Origin of the sequence: Paenibacillus sp. FSL R7-0333, assembly GCF_038000365.1 — a bacterium.
GTDB classification, from domain to species: Bacteria; Bacillota; Bacilli; order Paenibacillales; family Paenibacillaceae; genus Paenibacillus_AQ; species Paenibacillus_AQ silagei.
In genome coordinates this window covers 3,432,990-3,449,711 of record NZ_JBBOBZ010000001.1, presented here as the reverse complement: position 1 = coordinate 3,449,711, position 16,722 = coordinate 3,432,990, and the positions used below count along the sequence as shown (strand labels likewise).

Here is a 16,722-nt window from a genome sequence, read left to right as displayed (position 1 = left end):
GCCCTTTAGAGCGCCCTACGGGGCAAAACTGTGAAATGGTTTGTGATCGGGTGACATTAACCTTTGATGCTGCCGCCGAAGGCTTGCCCATTCATAATGTACCTTTGGAAAAAAATAAACAGCAGAATCGGCGGCAGGATGGCAAACGTCAGGGCAATAAACTGAATGTCCTGCGGTAATGTCGCTTTCAAATTATAGATGGCCACAATGACCGACCAGGTCGATTTATCCTTCAGTACCATGAAGGGCCAAAAGAAATCCTGCCATACACTATTCATTGTAAGGATCGTAATCGTAGCCATGACCGGGCCGCTGAGCGGAAGGATCACCCGGATAAAGATGCCGATGGTGCTCGCCCCGTCTATCTTGGCCGCTTCCAGCAGTGCCTGGGGAATCGAGTCGAAGAAGTTCTTGAAGATCAGTATCACCACCGGATTCACGGCAGCCATGAACCACATCGGCCAGAAGGTATTGGTCAGATTCACATGCAGCAGCGGGAAATCAATCAGGTTCTTGAACAGCGGCACCATTCCCACCGTATTCGGAACCATCATCGTCCATACAATCAGAACGAACAGCAGCGCGCTCCCGCGCGGCTTCAGCTTGGAGAAGAAATACCCGGCCAGCCCGTTAAAGGTAAGACAGAACAGTACAGAACCGGCAGCCAGGTAAGCGGTATTCAGATAGTAACTGAGAAAATTGAACTCCTGCCAGGTCTCCCACAGCTTGCTGAGATCAAAGGTGCGGGGAATCAAGGTAGGCGGAATCGCATAGAACTCCTTAATGTCCTTCAGGCTTGAGACCATAATCCAGACGGGAGGCAGGATACAGACGGCGGCGAGCGCAATCATCAGAAGGAACAAGCTCCAGTACAGCAGGCGCACCCAGGGTGATCTGTATTCAATATTGCCGATAATGCCGTAAGCTTCATTGGTTTTCATGGCTTCTACTCCCTGTTCAATTTCTTATCCAGCCTGAAATAAATAACGGTAAGCACCATCAGGACAAGAAAAGTAATAACCCCCAGCGCCATGGAATGGCCTGCCTCGAAACTGCGGAATGCATAATAGTAGCTTTGCAGCATCAGCGTCATGGAAGCATTATTCGGTCCGCCCTCGGTCATGACCAGCGGTTCGTTGAAGATCTGAAATACCCCGCTGATCTGCAGAATCATCATCAGTCCGATCATGCTGGAAATTTGCGGAAGGGTAATGCTTCTGAAGCGCCGCCATACATTGGCACCGTCGATCGAAGCTGCTTCATACAGATCATGATTGATACTCTGAAGGCTTGCCAGATAGAGCAGCACCGTCCCTCCGAAATTCCGCCAGGTGATCGTGAATATAATCAGCATTATGGTCATCTTCGGGTCCTGAAGCCATTGCTGTACCGGGAAGCCCAAGGCACTCAGCATACTGTTCAGCAAACCGCCCTGCCCGGGCTCAAACAGGAACATCCATAACATGGAAGCCGCAATACCGGGAACCATACTGGGAAAAAAGACGGAGAAGCGGAAAAAGGACTTCCCGTGTCGGAGTTCATTAATCACAACAGCGACTACAATCGGTACGGCAAAGCCGATCAGCAGCGACCAGATCACATACATAAATGAATTGACCAGTGTCTGCTGAAATGCCGAATTCTGAATGACATCCTTGTAGTTCTGCAGTCCGGCAAAGCTTACAGCATTATAACCCTCGGTGTTGAAGAAAGAGAGCACAATCCCCTTGACGAGCGGTTGCCAGGAAAAAAAGAAAAAGACTAACACCGTTGGCACTATTAATATCCAGGAGGACCAATCTCTGAGCAGTCGCCGCAGAGGATTCCCGTTCTTCTTCTTAGCCAATAAAGGCTGTGGTTCAGTGATTCTTCCAATCATGCTCCTGTCCTTCCTTCCTCCCGGAACCGTAATTCACTCCGGTCAGGCGTTGTATAGTTGGTATACCTTCTGTACCGGTTAAGCTGCCTGCTCAGGCTTCAGACAGCCCGGAGCTGATGCACAGCACAGCCGCTTCCGCGCGGAAGGCCTCGCTTGCCGGATTGGGCTGCTCCTCCAGAATGCGGAGAACTGACTGCGGCTCTACACCCGGCTGTGGCACCCGGGAAGGCGAGACCTCGGTCCAGTTCAGTTCGCCCCTCAGCCTGTAGGACAGCCCGTACAGATAATAACCTGCACTTAACGCGTCAGTGGATGGGCTTATCCCCTCCTGCCATGAGCAGACTTCAAGGGGATGCCGCTTGTCCGGCAATCTCCCGGTCGCAAGAGTGATGCGCTTGTTACGGATCACCTGCTTGTTCTGTTCCCATGCCTGCTGGTCCAGGCTCTCCAGCTCCAGCCGGTATTCCATGCCTTGCTCTCCATACAGTGTCCAAGCTACCGGTCTGCCTGCGGGTACTAACTTAGGCGCCTCCAGAAAAACCGGCTGATGGGCCGGGCTAAACCGTTCAGCCTGTTCCCATTCTCCTGCAGCCGGACTGCGTCTGCGGTAATGCACCGTCCCGGTGAAGTCAAGCTCCTGATCCTGCAGCAGAGCCTTCAGGCATAGGGCTGCCTGTTCGTAAAGATCCGTACAGTTGTTATGGCCGTAACGGTAGCCAATCTCATGACGCAGCGGAATGCCATAGCTGCGGACCCGTGCTGCAAAAGCAAAGCTGAACCGGCTTAGAGTGAAGGCATCATGTGTACCGTGATTGATCAGCAGCTTCGTACCGCCCGCCTTCAGCCCTTGCAGGAAGAACCCGGATTCGAGTCCGGCAGTTTCCTTCAGAAGGCCGGAGTCACTTTCACCTGTAAGTGTCCACAGAAGAGTCTCAATTGCTGTGCTTCCTGTCACCGGATGCCGCCAGTTTTGCTTCCAAATATCACGGTAACCGGTGTCCACCTCTGCTACATGCCAGATCAGCGGACAGGCGCCTTCCGCATACTCACGGATAAGTCCGTTTAGGATGAGCGGCGGTGCATAGCACAGTGTGTATCGTACCCGGTAAGGCAGCCGGTGCGGGTTGCCTCCGGCCAGCAGCGCAGTCAATCCGCCGCGCGAACCTCCTACAGCCACTACCTGGTCTGCATCACCGCCATAGAGGTCCTGGGCGCTGGCAATTGCCGCCCCGATCCCTCCATAGATTGAGCCTTGCAGGGAGCGGCTTCCGATGCAGCCTCCGCCGTTCCAGAGAATGCCAACCACGCCTTGTCCCGTGCCGGCCAACGTCTTGCCTATGATCTCCACAAATGAAGGTCCCACGGTACTGAAGGTGTTCTCATTAGCGTCGTAATAACCATTGAACAGCAGCGGATACCTCTTGGCGTTCGCCGGATTCCAATAAGGCGGGAGAATATAGGTAGCCAGGCTATACCGGTTCTCCGAAACCAGCAGCCTGTTGCTGATCAGCTGAAACACAGGTGCATCATATACCAGCGCCCCTTCTTCCCTGGATTCATTAATGAAGACCACAGGATATCCGAAGGTCTTGAGCATACGGTCACTCAAGGATACAGCCACCAAATCATCGACGGCATAGAGACTGTAACGGTCCCCGATGTAATGCTCAAATTGCGGATTTTTCAGTGTTTTCTCCGCTTCTCCATCCCCAAACAGCTCATAATCTTCAGTGTTATATACATAGGGGCTGTCGGCGTCGCTGTTATAGAGCTTTACATGCTCGGAAATAACCTGCTCGCCCGCTTCGTCCATGCGCAGCGTTCCAATGCCGTCTGTTCCTCCATAGCGGAACCTGCCTCCGCCCTCTGCTGAATCGTTATCCCAGTGCGATACTACCGGGAGCATATTGGTAAGCAGCGGGCTGACAAGTACGAACACGCCTTCCGCTGTATTGCTGTTCCCTGCTGCTGATTCAGCTTCAACTTCAACGGTATCTTCATAAAGTGTGGACCACCGTGCATTAAGGTAGGTCACCTCGCCGCTGCGCTGACAGGCCAGCTTTAGAATGGAGCGATGCCGTCTTAGATAGTCCGCCACTGCCCGGCTTACCGGAACGGTAACGGGCTCATGCCCCCTGGCTTGAAGGTACCGGCTTAGCGGTACGAATGGCCCTGGTACAAAACACAATGTTTTACTCACAATTCTCCTGCCCCCCGTCCGGTTTGCTTGTGCCCTGGACAGCCAGGAACGATTTGAACTGAATAACCGGCAGGTCACCGGAGATGCTGTGATTCTCCCCTGCCAGGAATCCTCCCGCCTGTTTCGGCGTACAGGTCATCGTCACCGTTCTTGCCTCACCCGGGAACAAGGTCAGGAACTGCTCGTCTGCTTCCAGCCAGTAGCGGTTCCCCTCCTCTTCCGCATGTACATGCAGCAACGCTTCACTGCCTGTATTAGCTACCATGAAGCAGGCTTGCAGATTCGGCTCTCCAGTAACAGCGGGCAGCCATTTATTCTCCTGGCGCACCTGAAGATGGCCGCCTGTAAGCGCTAACGCTGGTGCGTACAGATGCTCCCTGGCGGTAGAGAATACATATACATTCTGCTGCGGTTCTTCTTCACGATTCATGAAGGACAATCTGACGAAATATAACTGGTCCTCCTGCTCAGGTACTGTGAACTTCAGGGTCCCGGCGCAGACTGCCCGGTCTCTGTCTCCTCGGGTTATGAAGCGCTGCCGGTGCAGGCTCCGGCCTGCCGCATTCAGGACCTCCGCATCAGCTTCACATGATTCCCCTTCCCAGCCATGTACGTATACATCTCCCTGGAAATCAGTGCCGGGTGCGAGCAGCAGACTCCGGTAGTCCAGTGATACATGCAGTGGACGAAAGGCCTGTTTCATCCAGTGGTAAGCCATCTTCGGTTCACCATAATAATCAACCACATTGGTACAGGACACGTTCGGCCAGGGTTCGTTGAGCTGCCAGACAATACTTCCGCTGTTCCGGAACTTGCGCCGCCGGTTGGCCTCCAGCACGAAGCGGATTCCTTCCGCCTGAATCCACTGGCTACAGGCGGAGAATTGTGCCAGGTCTGTCAGACTTCCGAATATTTCTTCATCCCGGCTCAGCGTATCCCACCACTCCCCGTGATGCCTCCAGACTGCACTGTTCTCCATGGAGACCGGCTGGCGGTGCGCTGCGCCCAGGAATTTCTCAAGACTCTTGAGTGAACTCAGACCGTCCACCCCAAATTCACTGTGCAGCAGATTATCGTTGCTGCCATATAGCTCGTAATGATACGGGTTGCCCATGTACTTCCAGTGACCGTGTACATCATGCCCCTGGCCCTTAGTCTCGGTAATATACTCCACCGGACCCGAAGCCGAGGTTGGCAGGAACAGCCGCTGCGGATCATACTGCTCAACGAGTTCCTTCAGCATCGCCAGATTGGAATCGCTTAAGTCCGAAGGCTTATTCGGCTCGCTCATTAATTCATTGCCGCCGCTCCATATCGTCATGGCGACATGATTACGCTTCGCCTTGAGTGCTGAGCGGGCGGACTGGTGCAGCAGCTCAAGGAACTCCGGCTGCTTGGAAGGAATATTGTCAATCCCCGAGCTCGACTGGATGAATTCCTGCCAGACCATAATGCCGTTCGCATCGCATAGGTCGTAGAAGACCTGCTTCTCAATGATCCCGCCGCCCCATACCCGGACAAGATTGACATGAGCCGCCTTCATGAGACGGACCATAAGCTGATACTGTTCGGCAGTTACATTTCCGTAGAGATGATCCAGCGGGGTCATATTCACCCCTTTCATGTAGATCCTGCGGCCGTTGATGACCACTGTATAGGGCAGCGCATTGTCAGGACTGTCAACATTGCGGATATAGTCAAGCTTGCGGATGCCGGTTCTGATAACCCGCGTATCCAGTTCCTTCCCGTCTTCATCCAGTAGCTTCAGTTCAAGACTGTAGAGCGGCTGCGCTCCGTAACCGTTCGGATACCATAGCTCAGGTTCAGGGATATCTAGTGTGGTCTTGAGCACCGCTCCAGCACAGACGGGATGCGTCTGCAGCAGCAGCAGATTACCTCCGGGATCAGAGCAGGTGATATTCGCCGCCAGTGTCCGGGCAGGCTCTGCTCCAGCCGTGGATGGGACGGCTGCCTGTATTTCAATACTGCCAACCACCTGAGTGCTGCCGTCCTCTTCAACCTCAGCATCGGTTGTGATGGACATTTCGCCCCACGAATAATCCTCATGTATCCTTAGCAACACATCATCCCAGATTCCAACGTTCACCAGCCGGGTAGAGAAATCCCACTTATAATTGAAACGGCTCTTCTGTGTGAAGGTGGCCGAGGTTTTGCCGATTTGCCCCATTTCATCGGGCGCCTGCTTCAGAAGCACGGAGATCTCAAGCTTCTCCCGGACGGAGAGCAGCTCTGTAACATCGAACACAGCCGGATCAAACATTCCCTTATGCTCTCCAAGCAGGATATGATCAGCGTATACCGCTGCTTCATAATCGAGTCCCAGAAAGACCAGCTCAACTCGGGACCCCTTCAACTCCGGTCGTTTCAAGGTCATACGGTACACCCACCAGCGATTCTCTACCCATTCGCAGCTCAAGCTGTTCAAGTCCTCATAGGGATTGGCAATCCAGCCCTGTCTGTAGAGATCGTAATGAACTCCCCCCGGCACCGTTGCCGGCATCCAGCCGGTCACCCCCATTAATTCCTGGCCAAGCTCCATACTTGTACCCTTCAACGGCACCCAAGGCCAGTATCCTTTGACTTCCCAGTTCAATTCGTTCAACAGAATTTCTCTCATCGCTTCTTCCGTTCCCCCAGACCTTGGTAATTTGGCGCTGCCTCTAACCAAGAACGGCTCTGGCGCCAGCCCGTTAATGCGCTTACAATCCATAATTCCTGTCGTTTCATTACCAATGATAGCACCGCGCTCCCGAATCCGAAGGCCCCCATATCTGTGAAATCGTTTGTAAATCTGCTCAATTGCGGATGAACCTACAACTTCTTATATTCACACGCAAAAAATGCCCCCAAACTGCATGGGAGCATTTCTCTTATATGCTTATATGCTTACATTATGAGGTCATTCAGTTAACCGACTTGTCATATTGCAGGTAGACGACATGCGTCTGGAGGTATTCATTCAAGCCATGCTTGCCGTCAGCGCCGCCGATGCCGGATTTTCTCCAGCCTGCATGGAAGCCCTGCATCGCTTCGAAATTCTCGCGGTTGATGTACGTCTCCCCGTATTTCAGCCGCTTGATTACTTTCATGGCGACATTCAGATTCTGGGTGTACAGCGATGAGGTTAAGCCAAATTCACTGTCATTGGCGAGTGCAATCGCCTCATCCAAGGTTGAGAATGAGATGACAGGAATAACCGGACCGAAAATCTCATCCTGCACAATCTCCATCTCGTTCGTAGCGTCTATGATCACTGTCGGCTCGAAGAAGCTACCTGTTCCTTCTACTTTTTTACCGCCCAGGGCAATCTTAGCCCCTTCTTGAACAGCCCGGTCCACCTTCTGCTGTACCGATTCCTGCGCGGCCTTGTTGATGAGCGGTCCCATCTGGATGTCGGTGTCCTTGAGCGGGTCTCCGTACTTCACGGCCTTCATCGCTTCAACCAGCCGCGTAGTGAACTCCTCCTTGATATCTTCATGGACATAGACACGCTCCGCACAGTTACAGACCTGGCCTGTATTAATGACCCGGGAAGCCACAATCGCCTGAACAGCCAGCTCCAGATCGGCATCCTTCATGACAATGGCAGGCGCTTTGCCGCCCAGTTCCAAGCTGACCTTGATGATATTCTCAGCCGCCGCCTCCATAACCTTCTGCCCTGCCGGTACGCTGCCTGTAAGACTAACCATGCCTACCTTGGCATTACTGGACAGCTCGTTGCCCACTTCCGCACCTCTGCCAGTAATAAGGTTGAATACCCCCTTAGGCAATCCGGACTGATCCACGATCCGGCTGAACGCCATGGCATTGTTCGGGGATTCCGCGCTGGGCTTCACGACAATCGTGTTGCCGGTGATGAGCGCCGGGGCCATTTTTCTCGCGATCAGGAAGAACGGGAAGTTCCAGGGCAGAATGCCTGTGGTGACGCCAATCGCTCTTTTGAATACAAAAATATGCTCATTATCACGGTCGCTCTGCACGATCTCCCCTTCATAACGCCGTGCCCATTCCGCCATATAGTCCAAATAATCCGCAGTGAAATGAACCTCTACGGTGGATAATTCCAGGGTCTTGCCGATTTCCTCCGAGATCAGCCTGGCGATGCTGTCCGCCTCTGCCCGAATACCGTCAGCAATCGCATGCAAATACTTGCCGCGCTCTACCGCCGGAGTCTCCTCCCACGCTGCCTGGGCCTGCTCTGCTGCATCAATGGCACGTATGACATCATTCCTTGTAGCCTTGGGAACCTGTGAGATCACTTCATCGGTTGCCGGATTGGTAACATCCATCCACTCTTTACCTTCGGATTCCGTAAATTGGCCGTCGATATACATCAAATGCTTGGTCACTGTTTCTCCCCCTCAAGGTAGATTATTCCATTATCCCAATTACCCAATCATAGTGTAAACGCTATCAATATTTATTGTCAATAAGTTTCACATTTTTTATTTGTTTTTGTGTTGTTTTTCATTGACTTGTTGAGTTAAGCTGTGAACATAGGTTTTCATTGATGGGAGGGGTAGGAGTGCGAGTCAGTATTTTTTCTACTTGTTTGGTAGACCTTATGAGCCCGAATGTTGGGATTGCCATGGTGGAGGTCCTGGAGCGGCTTGGCTGCGAGATCGATTATCCTGCTTCACAGGTCTGCTGCGGCCAGCCTACCTACAACAGCGGTTATCTGCAGGAATCCAAGCTTGCTATGCAGAACATGATGCTGGCCTTCGAGGCTTCGGATTATGTCGTAGGTCCGTCCGGCTCCTGCATCGCTATGTTTCATGAATATCCGAAGATCTTCCGGGGTGACCCCGATTGGGAATTGAAAGCGATTGCTTTGAAAGAGAAATCCTACGAGCTGACCCAATTCATCGTCAAAGTACTGGGGGTGACCGATGTGGGTGCAACTCTCGAAGGCACCGCAACCTACCATCGTTCCTGTCATATGACCAGACTTCTCGGAGAGAAGGAAACCCCGTTCCAACTGCTGGAGCATGTGCAGGGACTGAAGCTTGAGCCGCTCAAGAACAGCGATAACTGCTGCGGGTTCGGCGGAACCTTTGCGGTGAAGATGCCTGAAATCTCGGAGCAAATGGCCGATGAGAAATGCGGCTGTGTGCTGGATACCGGAGCAGATATCCTGATCAGTGCAGACATGGGCTGCCTGCTGAATATCGGAGGACGTCTGTCCCGTAAGGGTGAGCCTGTACGGATCATGCACATTGCAGAGGTATTGAATCAACATCAGCCTGTGGTTAGCAAAGGGGGAAGCCGGACTTGAGCCTGCAGACGGATTCACGTAATTTCAGCGAACGGACGACGGATGGCCTTGGGGATTCCTTCATGCGCAATGCCGTGGGTTCGGCGCAGGACAGTCTCAAGACAAGACGGCTGTCTGCGGCCACTGCGCTCGGTGACTGGGAGCAGTGGCGGAACGTAGGCCAGCTTATCCGCCAGCACACTCTGGAGAATCTGGATTATTATCTGGAGCAGCTTGCCGGCAATATTGAGCGACAGGGCGGGCATATCTATTTTGCAGCGACCAAAGAAGAAGCCAGCACTTATATCCGGGATGTTATTGTGCGCAAACAAGCCACGAAGATCGTCAAATCGAAATCCATGGTCACGGAAGAAATAGAGCTGAACCGCGTTCTGCTTGAAGCAGGCTGTGAGCTGACGGAGACGGATCTTGGAGAATATATCCTCCAGATGGATGATTGGGACCCGCCCTCGCATATCGTGGCTCCCGCCTTGCATAAGGACCGGAGGCAAATCAAGCGGGTATTTACAGAGAAGCTTGGTTATACAGGCAATGAAACTCCGGAGAATCTGGCCGGATTTGCCCGCACGGTCCTGCGGCAGAAGTTCCTGGAAGCGGAGGTCGGAATCACAGGCTGCAACTTCGCCATAGCCAATCTCGGAGCGATTAATCTCGTCACCAATGAGGGCAATGGCGATCTTACGGCTGCCATTCCCAAGACGCATATCGCGGTAATGGGCATGGAGCGGATTGTGCCGACTCTGGAGGAGATGGAGGTACTGGATAATCTGCTCTGCCGCAGCGCCGTCGGACAGAAACTAACCAGCTATATCACAGTAATGGGACCCTCCTCCGCCGGTGAGACAGACGGCCCTGAGGAATTCCATCTGGTAGTCGTCGATAACGGGCGGTCCGATATTCTCGGAAGTGAATTCAACGAAGCGCTGCAGTGTATCCGCTGCGGTGCATGTCTGAACGTCTGCCCGATCTACCGCCATATCGGCGGCCATGCTTACGGATCGATCTATCCGGGGCCGATTGGGGCGGTCATCACCCCGCTGCTTGGCGGTTATGATGACTACAAGGAGCTTCCCTTTGCCTCCAGTCTGTGCGGCGCCTGTACGGATGTCTGTCCGGTGCGCATCCCGCTGCATGAGCAGCTCATCGTGCACCGCCAGAAGATGGTGGAACAAAAAAGAACCGGCACCGCAGACCGTATCCAGATGAAAGCCGCCAGCAAGCTGCTCTCTTCCCCTGCCCTGTTCGGCAAAACCCTGCGGTTCGCCCACTCTGCAAGCCGGATGATGAGCAAGCAGGGCCGTATTGTAAGAGGACCGGCCTTGCTTCAGGGCTGGATTCGTTCCCGCGACCTGAAGCAGCCCGTCAGGCAGAAGGACAGCTTCCGGGCATGGCTGGAGAAGCGCAAAGGAGGCGCAGAGCAATGACAGCAACCACCAATACGAGCACGAACAGAAACACGAATAAGGAGGCTTTTCTGAATACCATTGCCGCCAAGCTGGGCCGGGCACGGAAGTCAGAGGTTCAGCGTCCTGCGATCCAGGAGTTCATTCCTGACAGCTACGGTCCGCTTACTACGGACGATCTGGTGGAGATTCTTAAGGAGCAGTGCTTCTTCATCCACACTCAGGTGATTGAAACGACGCGGGAGCTGCTGCAGAGAACGTTAGATGATCTGTTAGAGGCAAATGGCGGCGGGAACGTGATGACTTCCGGTGATCCCCGGTTCAGGGAGTACGGGCTGGCCTTCCCGGATGCTGCCGTATGGGAAGAAACTGCGGGACGGGCGGAGAATATCAGGCGTGCTGAGTCGGCGAATACAGCAATAGTCTTCGCCGACTGTGCACTTGCGGAATCTGGAACGGTTGTTCTGGAGAGCCGCCCCGATCAGGGCCGTTCCCTCCATTTCCTGCCCGCCCATTATATTGCGGTGATTGAACGTGAGCGGCTGGTGCTTCGCTCAACGGAAGCGGCTGCTGCGCTGAACCGGAGAATTCAAGCCGGGGAGCCGGTAGGCTCAGCGATCCAATTTATCTCCGGTCCCTCCAATTCCGCCGATATCGAAATGAAGCTTGTCGTCGGGGTGCATGGACCGCTGAGGGCTACTTATGTGCTTATTTAGAACGAATTCTGTCCCTTAAGGACGGTACAGCAGCGATTCTACACGTAGTCCGTGACGTCAAACTCTCTATCCTTGTAATAGAATTTCCGGTCTTCCTCCGTGATCTTACGGACAATTCTGCACGGGCTGCCTACGGCGATCACATTATCAGGGATGTCCTTGGTCACCACACTTCCTGCCCCGATGACTACGTTGTTCCCGATGGTTACCCCCGGATTCACAATGACATTGCCGCCGATCCACACATTGTTGCCAATGGTGATGGCAATCCCGTATTCATAGCCTGAATTCCGGGAATCGGGATGGACAGGATGTCCTGCTGTGTAAAGCGATACATTCGGAGCGAACATGACATTCTCGCCGATGACCACCTTGCCAACATCGAGAATCGTACAGTTGAAATTGGCATAGAAATTATTCCCTACAGTGATATTCGATCCATAATCGCAGCGGAAGGGAGTCTCAATATGCACAAGCTCCCCCGTCTTGCCGAAAAGCTTGCGGATCAGCCCGTCTCTCTCCTCATGAGCGTCTGGAGAAAGTGAATTGAGCTGGTGAACCAGCAGCCTGGCGGCTGTCCGCTCTTCGGTTAATCCGTCCAGCCACGCTTTATAGGGTAATCCTGCAAGCATTCTATCTTTTTGATTCATAGGATTCATTAGTTGTGTTCCTGCCTTCTCTTAGTGTTGTGTGTTCATGGGGTAGGTCCAGAAGGCTTCCTGCCCGAAGCGGAGCTGAATCTCCTCCGCCGTCAGCTCCTGATTGCCGACAAGCTCCGCCGCCTGGTATTGGGAACGGTGTGCCTGGATAGAAGCCATCTTCTTGTCCAAGTATGCGGTGACATCGACATGCACATCCGGGAGACCGATGTACTCCTCATGGCCAATGGCGAATGCCAAGCAGTGAACAACCGGCCGGTCAGCGGCAGGCAGGCGAAGGACTGCCCGGATGACCGCCGCTCCGGTGGCATCGTGATCAGGATGCACGCTGTAGCCGGGATAGAAAGTAATCACTAGGGACGGCGTCAGCTCCCGAAGCAGGGACAGCATCGTATCTTCCAGCAGGCGAGGGTCGTCGAACTCAATCATTTTATCGTGGAAGCCTAGCATTCTTAAGTCCTGTATCCCGATAGCTTGACAGGAAGCACGCAGCTCCTCCCGGCGGATCTCCGGCAAGGTTACCCGGTTCGCGAATGGAGGAATCCCCATATTCCGGCCCATCTCGCCCAGCGTCAGGCAGGCATAGGTTACTTCTGAGCCTTGCTCAATATACTTGGCGATAGTACCAGCCGCTCCAAAAGCCTCATCGTCAGGATGCGGGAACACCACCAGTATGCGCTTGTGTTCTGTAGTCTGTGTATCGTTCATAGGTTTATTCCTCCCGGTGACATTATAGCTTAGCGAAATACTCGATCACAACCTCGCGGAAAATCAGGCCCGCCTGTGAAATATAGCGGTTCTTATGCCATAACAAGGCGATTTCCCTGACCAGTCCTTCGTCTTCCAGCGGAATCAGACGGATATGATCCTGCGCATTCCTCGCCGTACCGGGGATGAAGGCTAAGCCGATTCCGGCTTCCACCATGTCAATCAAGCGGGCTGGTTCGTCTCCCTCATACACATAGCGTGGCAGGAATCCTGAAGCCTGGCAGACGGAATCCACCAAATCTCGAATCCCGTAACCTTGTTTGACACCCACAAAACACTCATCCTTAAGCTCTATCAAGGCGAGGCTCTTGCGGTCCGCCAGAGGGTGAGCGGCTGGAACGGCAAGGTAGATGTGATCGTTACAGACCACCTGACATTCCAGCTCTTCCCCTCTGACCGGAGGAGAGGACAAGCAGAAATCAACTTCTCCCCTCTGAAGAAGGCGAATCATCTCCTGCATGGGCAGCATTTGTACGTGAAAATGGATGTCCGGCAGCTTGAGGCGAAACTCCCGGAGAATACCGGGCAAAGTACTCGCGGTGGTTACCGCTAATTCAAGGTTGCTGGACTCCAGGCTGGACAGGTCCTTAAGCTCCTGCCTACCCTGCTCCAATTCAAACAGCGCCTTCTCCGCACGCTGCAGAAATCTGCGTCCCGGCTCGTTCAACCGCAGCTTCCTCCCGCTCCGGTCGAACAATGGAACTCCCAGATCCTCCTCAAGCCGCTGAATGGTCTTGCTCAGTGAGGATTGGGTAACATGCAGCCTGTGTGCAGCCTCGGTCATATGCTCCAGGCGGGCAACCGCGATGAAATACTGCAACTGAAGAAGCTCCATATCCCGCCTCCATTCATTCCCTCAAGTCTATGAAATCATAACATGAAATGCGTTGGAGTAAATAACTCATATCCTGTACGATAACTGTACAGCACTTGAGGGGGAATAACAATGAATGCACGCAACTGGTGGTTAATGATATCCGTTGGGCTGGGAATGATGCTTAACCCGCTTAACTCTTCGATGGTAGCTGTGGCGATTCCCAGGCTGCAGCACGTGTTCGGGCTTGAGTTCACTGTGGTTTCCTGGATCATTTTCTCGTTCTATATTGGCAGCGCTGTTGCCCAGCCTGTCATGGGCAGAGCCAGCGATATCTTCGGCCGCAGGAGAATATTCCTGGCCGGACTGGTAATCGTCTTCGCAGCCTCCCTGCTCGCCCCTTGGACTCCGGGTTTCGGGGGACTCGTTGTTCTGCGGATTATCCAATCTATCGGAACCAGTATGGTGGTGGCTGTAGGGATGGCTATCATCCGGGTGAATATTACAGACAAGCAAGCCTCTGCTCTGTCCGTGCTGTCGATGTTTACATCAGGAGCGGCAGCAGCAGGACCGTTCATCGGCGGGGTCTTGATCCATGTGTGGGACTGGTCTTCCATCTTCTACATCAACCTGCCGTTTGTAATGGCCAGCTTCCTGTTAGCCTGGAGAACCATCCCGCAAGATAAGCCGTCCGAAGCCTTATTACCCAAGCCGTCCTTGCGGCAATGGATGAGCCGGATGGATGTGCCTGGAATCCTGCTGTTCACTGTGGGGCTGGTCGCTGTACTTGGACAGATGCTGTCGGCCAAGTCCTCCGGTCATGTCACCCTATTCAATGTAATCATCGGCCTGTCCGGGTTCATCCTGCTTGCGGTCTTCGTAAGGCATGAGTTAAGAACAGCCATGCCCTTCATTCCTCTGCGTACCTTCGCCGGGTATCCCGGGCTGATCCGTGTCAATGTCGAATTCATGCTGGTTAATCTATTATTTTATTCCGTCTTCTTCGGTCTTCCATCTTATTTGCAGCTCGTTCGTCAAGTCAGTGAATTCCACACCGGGCTTCTGATGTTAAGTCTGGGTCTATGCTCACTCGCCGTTTCTCCAATCGCCGGAAGATGGATCAATGCCTCAGGGCCCCGGCCCGCGCAGGCAGGTTCGGCAATCCTCATGACCATCGGGTCGCTATGGATCGTGATGCTGAATCCGGCATCGCCTGTAATCAGTATCATCCTGGCCCTGGCTGCCTTCGGAATCAGCAACGGACTGAACAATGTGGCCATGCAAGCCGCCTTGTTCAACCACTCGCCAAAAGAGATCATCGGGGTAACCTCCGGCTTGTTCAGCACCTCCAGATATTTCGGGACGATCCTTTCCTCCCTGCTCATCGGAATCATTATGGGCGACCATTTCAGCTTCAGCGGATTCCGGCTGCTGGGAATGATCCTCTCCGTGATTGCCCTGTGTCTGCTGTTCCTGGCCCGGCGGCGTTCCCGCAAGACCAAAGACTCCCATCACAGTCTTGATGACCGCTAGGGAGCGCTTGGAAGACGGGTCTTACCCCACTGAAAAATCTAGGCTTCGTCCAAAAGCTGCTGCAGCTTGCCTGCAACGGCTTCACTGTCCGGGTATATTGTAGCAGCGCAGGTAAGAATGCGTATTGCTCCCTCCCGGTGGCCGCCATAACTTAAGGTATCAGCAATCCGCATAAATTCAAAATCCGCTTCATAATACTTATCCTGCTCTAAGCGCCGGATACGCTGGTATTCGTTAATGGCCTCACCTGCGCCGCTCGTGACAACGGTCTTGGCAAGATGATGTACCATCGACAGCTTAAGCTGGCGGACCTCCATGCCCAGCAGCAGATCCAGAATAGGACGGGTCACACTGCCCAGCCACACATGGTCACAGTTGGTCATTACAGAGATGCCGAGATTCTCATCCGGCAGCAGAATCAGCTCACTAAGGAATCCGGTATCCCAGCCGGAATGCGAAAGCATCCGTGAGCCACTATAGTGGCCCAGGAACCAGCCCAGCCCCACAGCTTCATGCTCCGGCCCCCAGCCTGTAGCCATAGTAGGGTTCCACATCTGATCATAACTGCCGGGCTGTAAGGCGTTATATCTATCCTTAGCTTTGCCCTGACCGAGCTGCATCAGCATATATTGGCACATCTCCTGCGCATTGGTATACAGTGTGGAGCTGGGAGCATGCGCTCTATTGTAAGGGAACACTTCACTAACGTATGGCCCGTACCCTGCAGAGTTCCTCAGCACATGGGGCGCAGCCAGCACCTGTTCAACCTCCATTTTCAAAAATGAACTCGTGCTCATCCCAGCAGGCTCCAGAAGATGCTGCCGCATATACTCCTCGAAGCTGAGGCCGCTAACCTTGGCAACCAGATCTCCAAGAATTTCATAAGCGATATTACTGTAAGCAAAATGAGTACCCGGATCACTCAGCAGGCCGAGATGGCAGATTCCTCTGACATACCTCTCAAGACTCTCTTCATCATATTCAGGCCGGTCCCAGGCATAATCCTCCTCATCCGGCATCCCGGAGGTGTGATTCAACAATTGTCTGACCGTGATCTGATGATAGCGTTCGTCGTTCATTTTGAAATACGGAAGATAGGTCACTATAGGTGAGTCCAGCTCTACCTGCCCACGCTCCGCCAATTGCATCACAGCCGTAACTACGAAGGTCTTGGAGACGGATGCCTGGTGAAAAAGAGTGCTGCTAACCACAGGCTCACCTGTAGCCACATTAGCGCTGCCATACTCTCCTGTAAAAAGCACCTCGCCATCACTAACGATCCCCACCTGTAGTCCGGTAAATGGTCCATTCTCTATAAAACGGGTCAGCATCGTGTGAAGCTCTTGTACTCTGCTCTGATATGTATTCATTCTGGTTCCCCCAGTTCTTATATGTACTGAATCAATATAACATCCGGGGAGCGCACAGAATGTGTAAAAAACAGCTTAATCCGA

The 16,722-nt window shown here is 53.3% G+C and carries 13 protein-coding genes; 4 read left to right on the top strand and 9 right to left on the bottom strand.

Features of this window, described 5'->3' with window-relative positions; all coding sequences use genetic code 11:
* Window positions 1–56: 56 nt before the first annotated feature.
* The 5 genes from MKY86_RS14355 to aldA form a co-directional block, all read right to left on the bottom strand.
* Complete coding sequence (locus MKY86_RS14355; protein ID WP_076075575.1) at window positions 57–941, bottom strand: carbohydrate ABC transporter permease; 885 nt, start codon at window positions 939–941, stop codon at window positions 57–59.
* 5 nt (window positions 942–946) lie between these two features.
* The gene (locus MKY86_RS14350; RefSeq protein WP_083684482.1) at window positions 947–1,879 is read right to left on the bottom strand and encodes an ABC transporter permease subunit; all 933 of its coding nucleotides are present in this window, start codon (window positions 1,877–1,879) and stop codon (window positions 947–949) included.
* A gap of 91 nt (window positions 1,880–1,970) precedes the next feature.
* On the bottom strand, window positions 1,971–4,079 hold the full coding sequence (locus tag MKY86_RS14345) for a hypothetical protein (RefSeq protein WP_143803567.1): 2,109 nt from the start codon (window positions 4,077–4,079) through the stop codon (window positions 1,971–1,973).
* A complete protein-coding gene (locus MKY86_RS14340) occupies window positions 4,072–6,717 on the bottom strand; it encodes a glycoside hydrolase family 2 protein (protein WP_076075580.1) in 2,646 nt (881 codons plus the stop codon). Before MKY86_RS14340 ends, MKY86_RS14345 begins: the two co-directional genes overlap by 8 nt.
* A gap of 286 nt (window positions 6,718–7,003) precedes the next feature.
* Window positions 7,004–8,449, bottom strand: a complete 1,446-nt coding sequence (aldA, locus tag MKY86_RS14335) for an aldehyde dehydrogenase (RefSeq protein ID WP_340827058.1) — start codon at window positions 8,447–8,449, stop codon at window positions 7,004–7,006.
* 176 nt (window positions 8,450–8,625) lie between these two features.
* Between aldA and MKY86_RS14330 the strand changes: the two genes are divergently transcribed.
* Genes MKY86_RS14330 through MKY86_RS14320 form a run of 3 tightly spaced genes read left to right on the top strand, consistent with a single transcriptional unit; the run spans window position 8,626 to window position 11,494 of the window.
* Window positions 8,626–9,375: a (Fe-S)-binding protein gene (locus MKY86_RS14330; protein WP_076075582.1), complete on the top strand. Its 750-nt coding sequence runs from the start codon at window positions 8,626–8,628 to the stop codon at window positions 9,373–9,375.
* Entirely contained in the window at window positions 9,372–10,799 is a 1,428-nt protein-coding gene (locus MKY86_RS14325) for a LutB/LldF family L-lactate oxidation iron-sulfur protein (RefSeq protein WP_076075585.1), read from the top strand. The genes MKY86_RS14330 and MKY86_RS14325 overlap by 4 nt, the downstream gene beginning before the upstream one ends.
* On the top strand, window positions 10,796–11,494 hold the full coding sequence (locus MKY86_RS14320; protein ID WP_076075588.1) for a LutC/YkgG family protein: 699 nt from the start codon (window positions 10,796–10,798) through the stop codon (window positions 11,492–11,494). Before MKY86_RS14325 ends, MKY86_RS14320 begins: the two co-directional genes overlap by 4 nt.
* 38 nt (window positions 11,495–11,532) lie before the next feature.
* On the opposite strand, the gene MKY86_RS14315 is transcribed toward MKY86_RS14320, so the two are convergent.
* Genes MKY86_RS14315 through MKY86_RS14305 form a run of 3 tightly spaced genes read right to left on the bottom strand, consistent with a single transcriptional unit; the run spans window position 11,533 to window position 13,756 of the window.
* A complete protein-coding gene (locus MKY86_RS14315; RefSeq protein ID WP_076075786.1) occupies window positions 11,533–12,144 on the bottom strand; it encodes a sugar O-acetyltransferase in 612 nt (203 codons plus the stop codon).
* 30 nt (window positions 12,145–12,174) lie between these two features.
* On the bottom strand, window positions 12,175–12,861 hold the full coding sequence (gene bshB2 / locus MKY86_RS14310) for a bacillithiol biosynthesis deacetylase BshB2 (protein ID WP_076075590.1): 687 nt from the start codon (window positions 12,859–12,861) through the stop codon (window positions 12,175–12,177).
* A 22-nt stretch (window positions 12,862–12,883) separates the two neighbouring features.
* Window positions 12,884–13,756 carry a LysR family transcriptional regulator gene (locus tag MKY86_RS14305; RefSeq protein ID WP_076075593.1) on the bottom strand — a complete coding sequence of 291 codons (873 nt, stop codon included), beginning with the start codon at window positions 13,754–13,756 and terminating at the stop codon, window positions 12,884–12,886.
* Between the two features lie 111 nt (window positions 13,757–13,867).
* Between MKY86_RS14305 and MKY86_RS14300 the strand changes: the two genes are divergently transcribed.
* Window positions 13,868–15,268 carry an MFS transporter gene (locus MKY86_RS14300; RefSeq protein ID WP_076075595.1) on the top strand — a complete coding sequence of 467 codons (1,401 nt, stop codon included), beginning with the start codon at window positions 13,868–13,870 and terminating at the stop codon, window positions 15,266–15,268.
* A gap of 38 nt (window positions 15,269–15,306) precedes the next feature.
* Here MKY86_RS14300 and MKY86_RS14295 read toward each other — a convergent pair whose 3' ends face one another.
* Window positions 15,307–16,638 (bottom strand): serine hydrolase domain-containing protein, encoded by a 1,332-nt coding sequence (locus MKY86_RS14295; protein ID WP_076075598.1) that lies wholly within the window; start codon window positions 16,636–16,638, stop codon window positions 15,307–15,309.
* Window positions 16,639–16,722: the final 84 nt, after the last annotated feature.

Bases quoted from the DNA above. Each gene is read 5' to 3' on its own strand.
- MKY86_RS14320 (WP_076075588.1), top strand. From the start codon at position 10,796: ATGACAGCAACCACCAATACGAGCACGAACAGAAACACGAATAAGGAG.
- MKY86_RS14305 (WP_076075593.1), bottom strand. From the start codon at position 13,756: ATGGAGCTTCTTCAGTTGCAGTATTTCATCGCGGTTGCCCGCCTGGAG.
- MKY86_RS14315 (WP_076075786.1), bottom strand. From the start codon at position 12,144: ATGAATCAAAAAGATAGAATGCTTGCAGGATTACCCTATAAAGCGTGG.
- MKY86_RS14300 (WP_076075595.1), top strand. From the start codon at position 13,868: ATGAATGCACGCAACTGGTGGTTAATGATATCCGTTGGGCTGGGAATG.
- MKY86_RS14350 (WP_083684482.1), bottom strand. From the start codon at position 1,879: ATGATTGGAAGAATCACTGAACCACAGCCTTTATTGGCTAAGAAGAAG.
- MKY86_RS14295 (WP_076075598.1), bottom strand. From the start codon at position 16,638: ATGAATACATATCAGAGCAGAGTACAAGAGCTTCACACGATGCTGACC.
- bshB2 (WP_076075590.1), bottom strand. From the start codon at position 12,861: ATGAACGATACACAGACTACAGAACACAAGCGCATACTGGTGGTGTTC.
- MKY86_RS14355 (WP_076075575.1), bottom strand. From the start codon at position 941: ATGAAAACCAATGAAGCTTACGGCATTATCGGCAATATTGAATACAGA.
- MKY86_RS14340 (WP_076075580.1), bottom strand. From the start codon at position 6,717: ATGAGAGAAATTCTGTTGAACGAATTGAACTGGGAAGTCAAAGGATAC.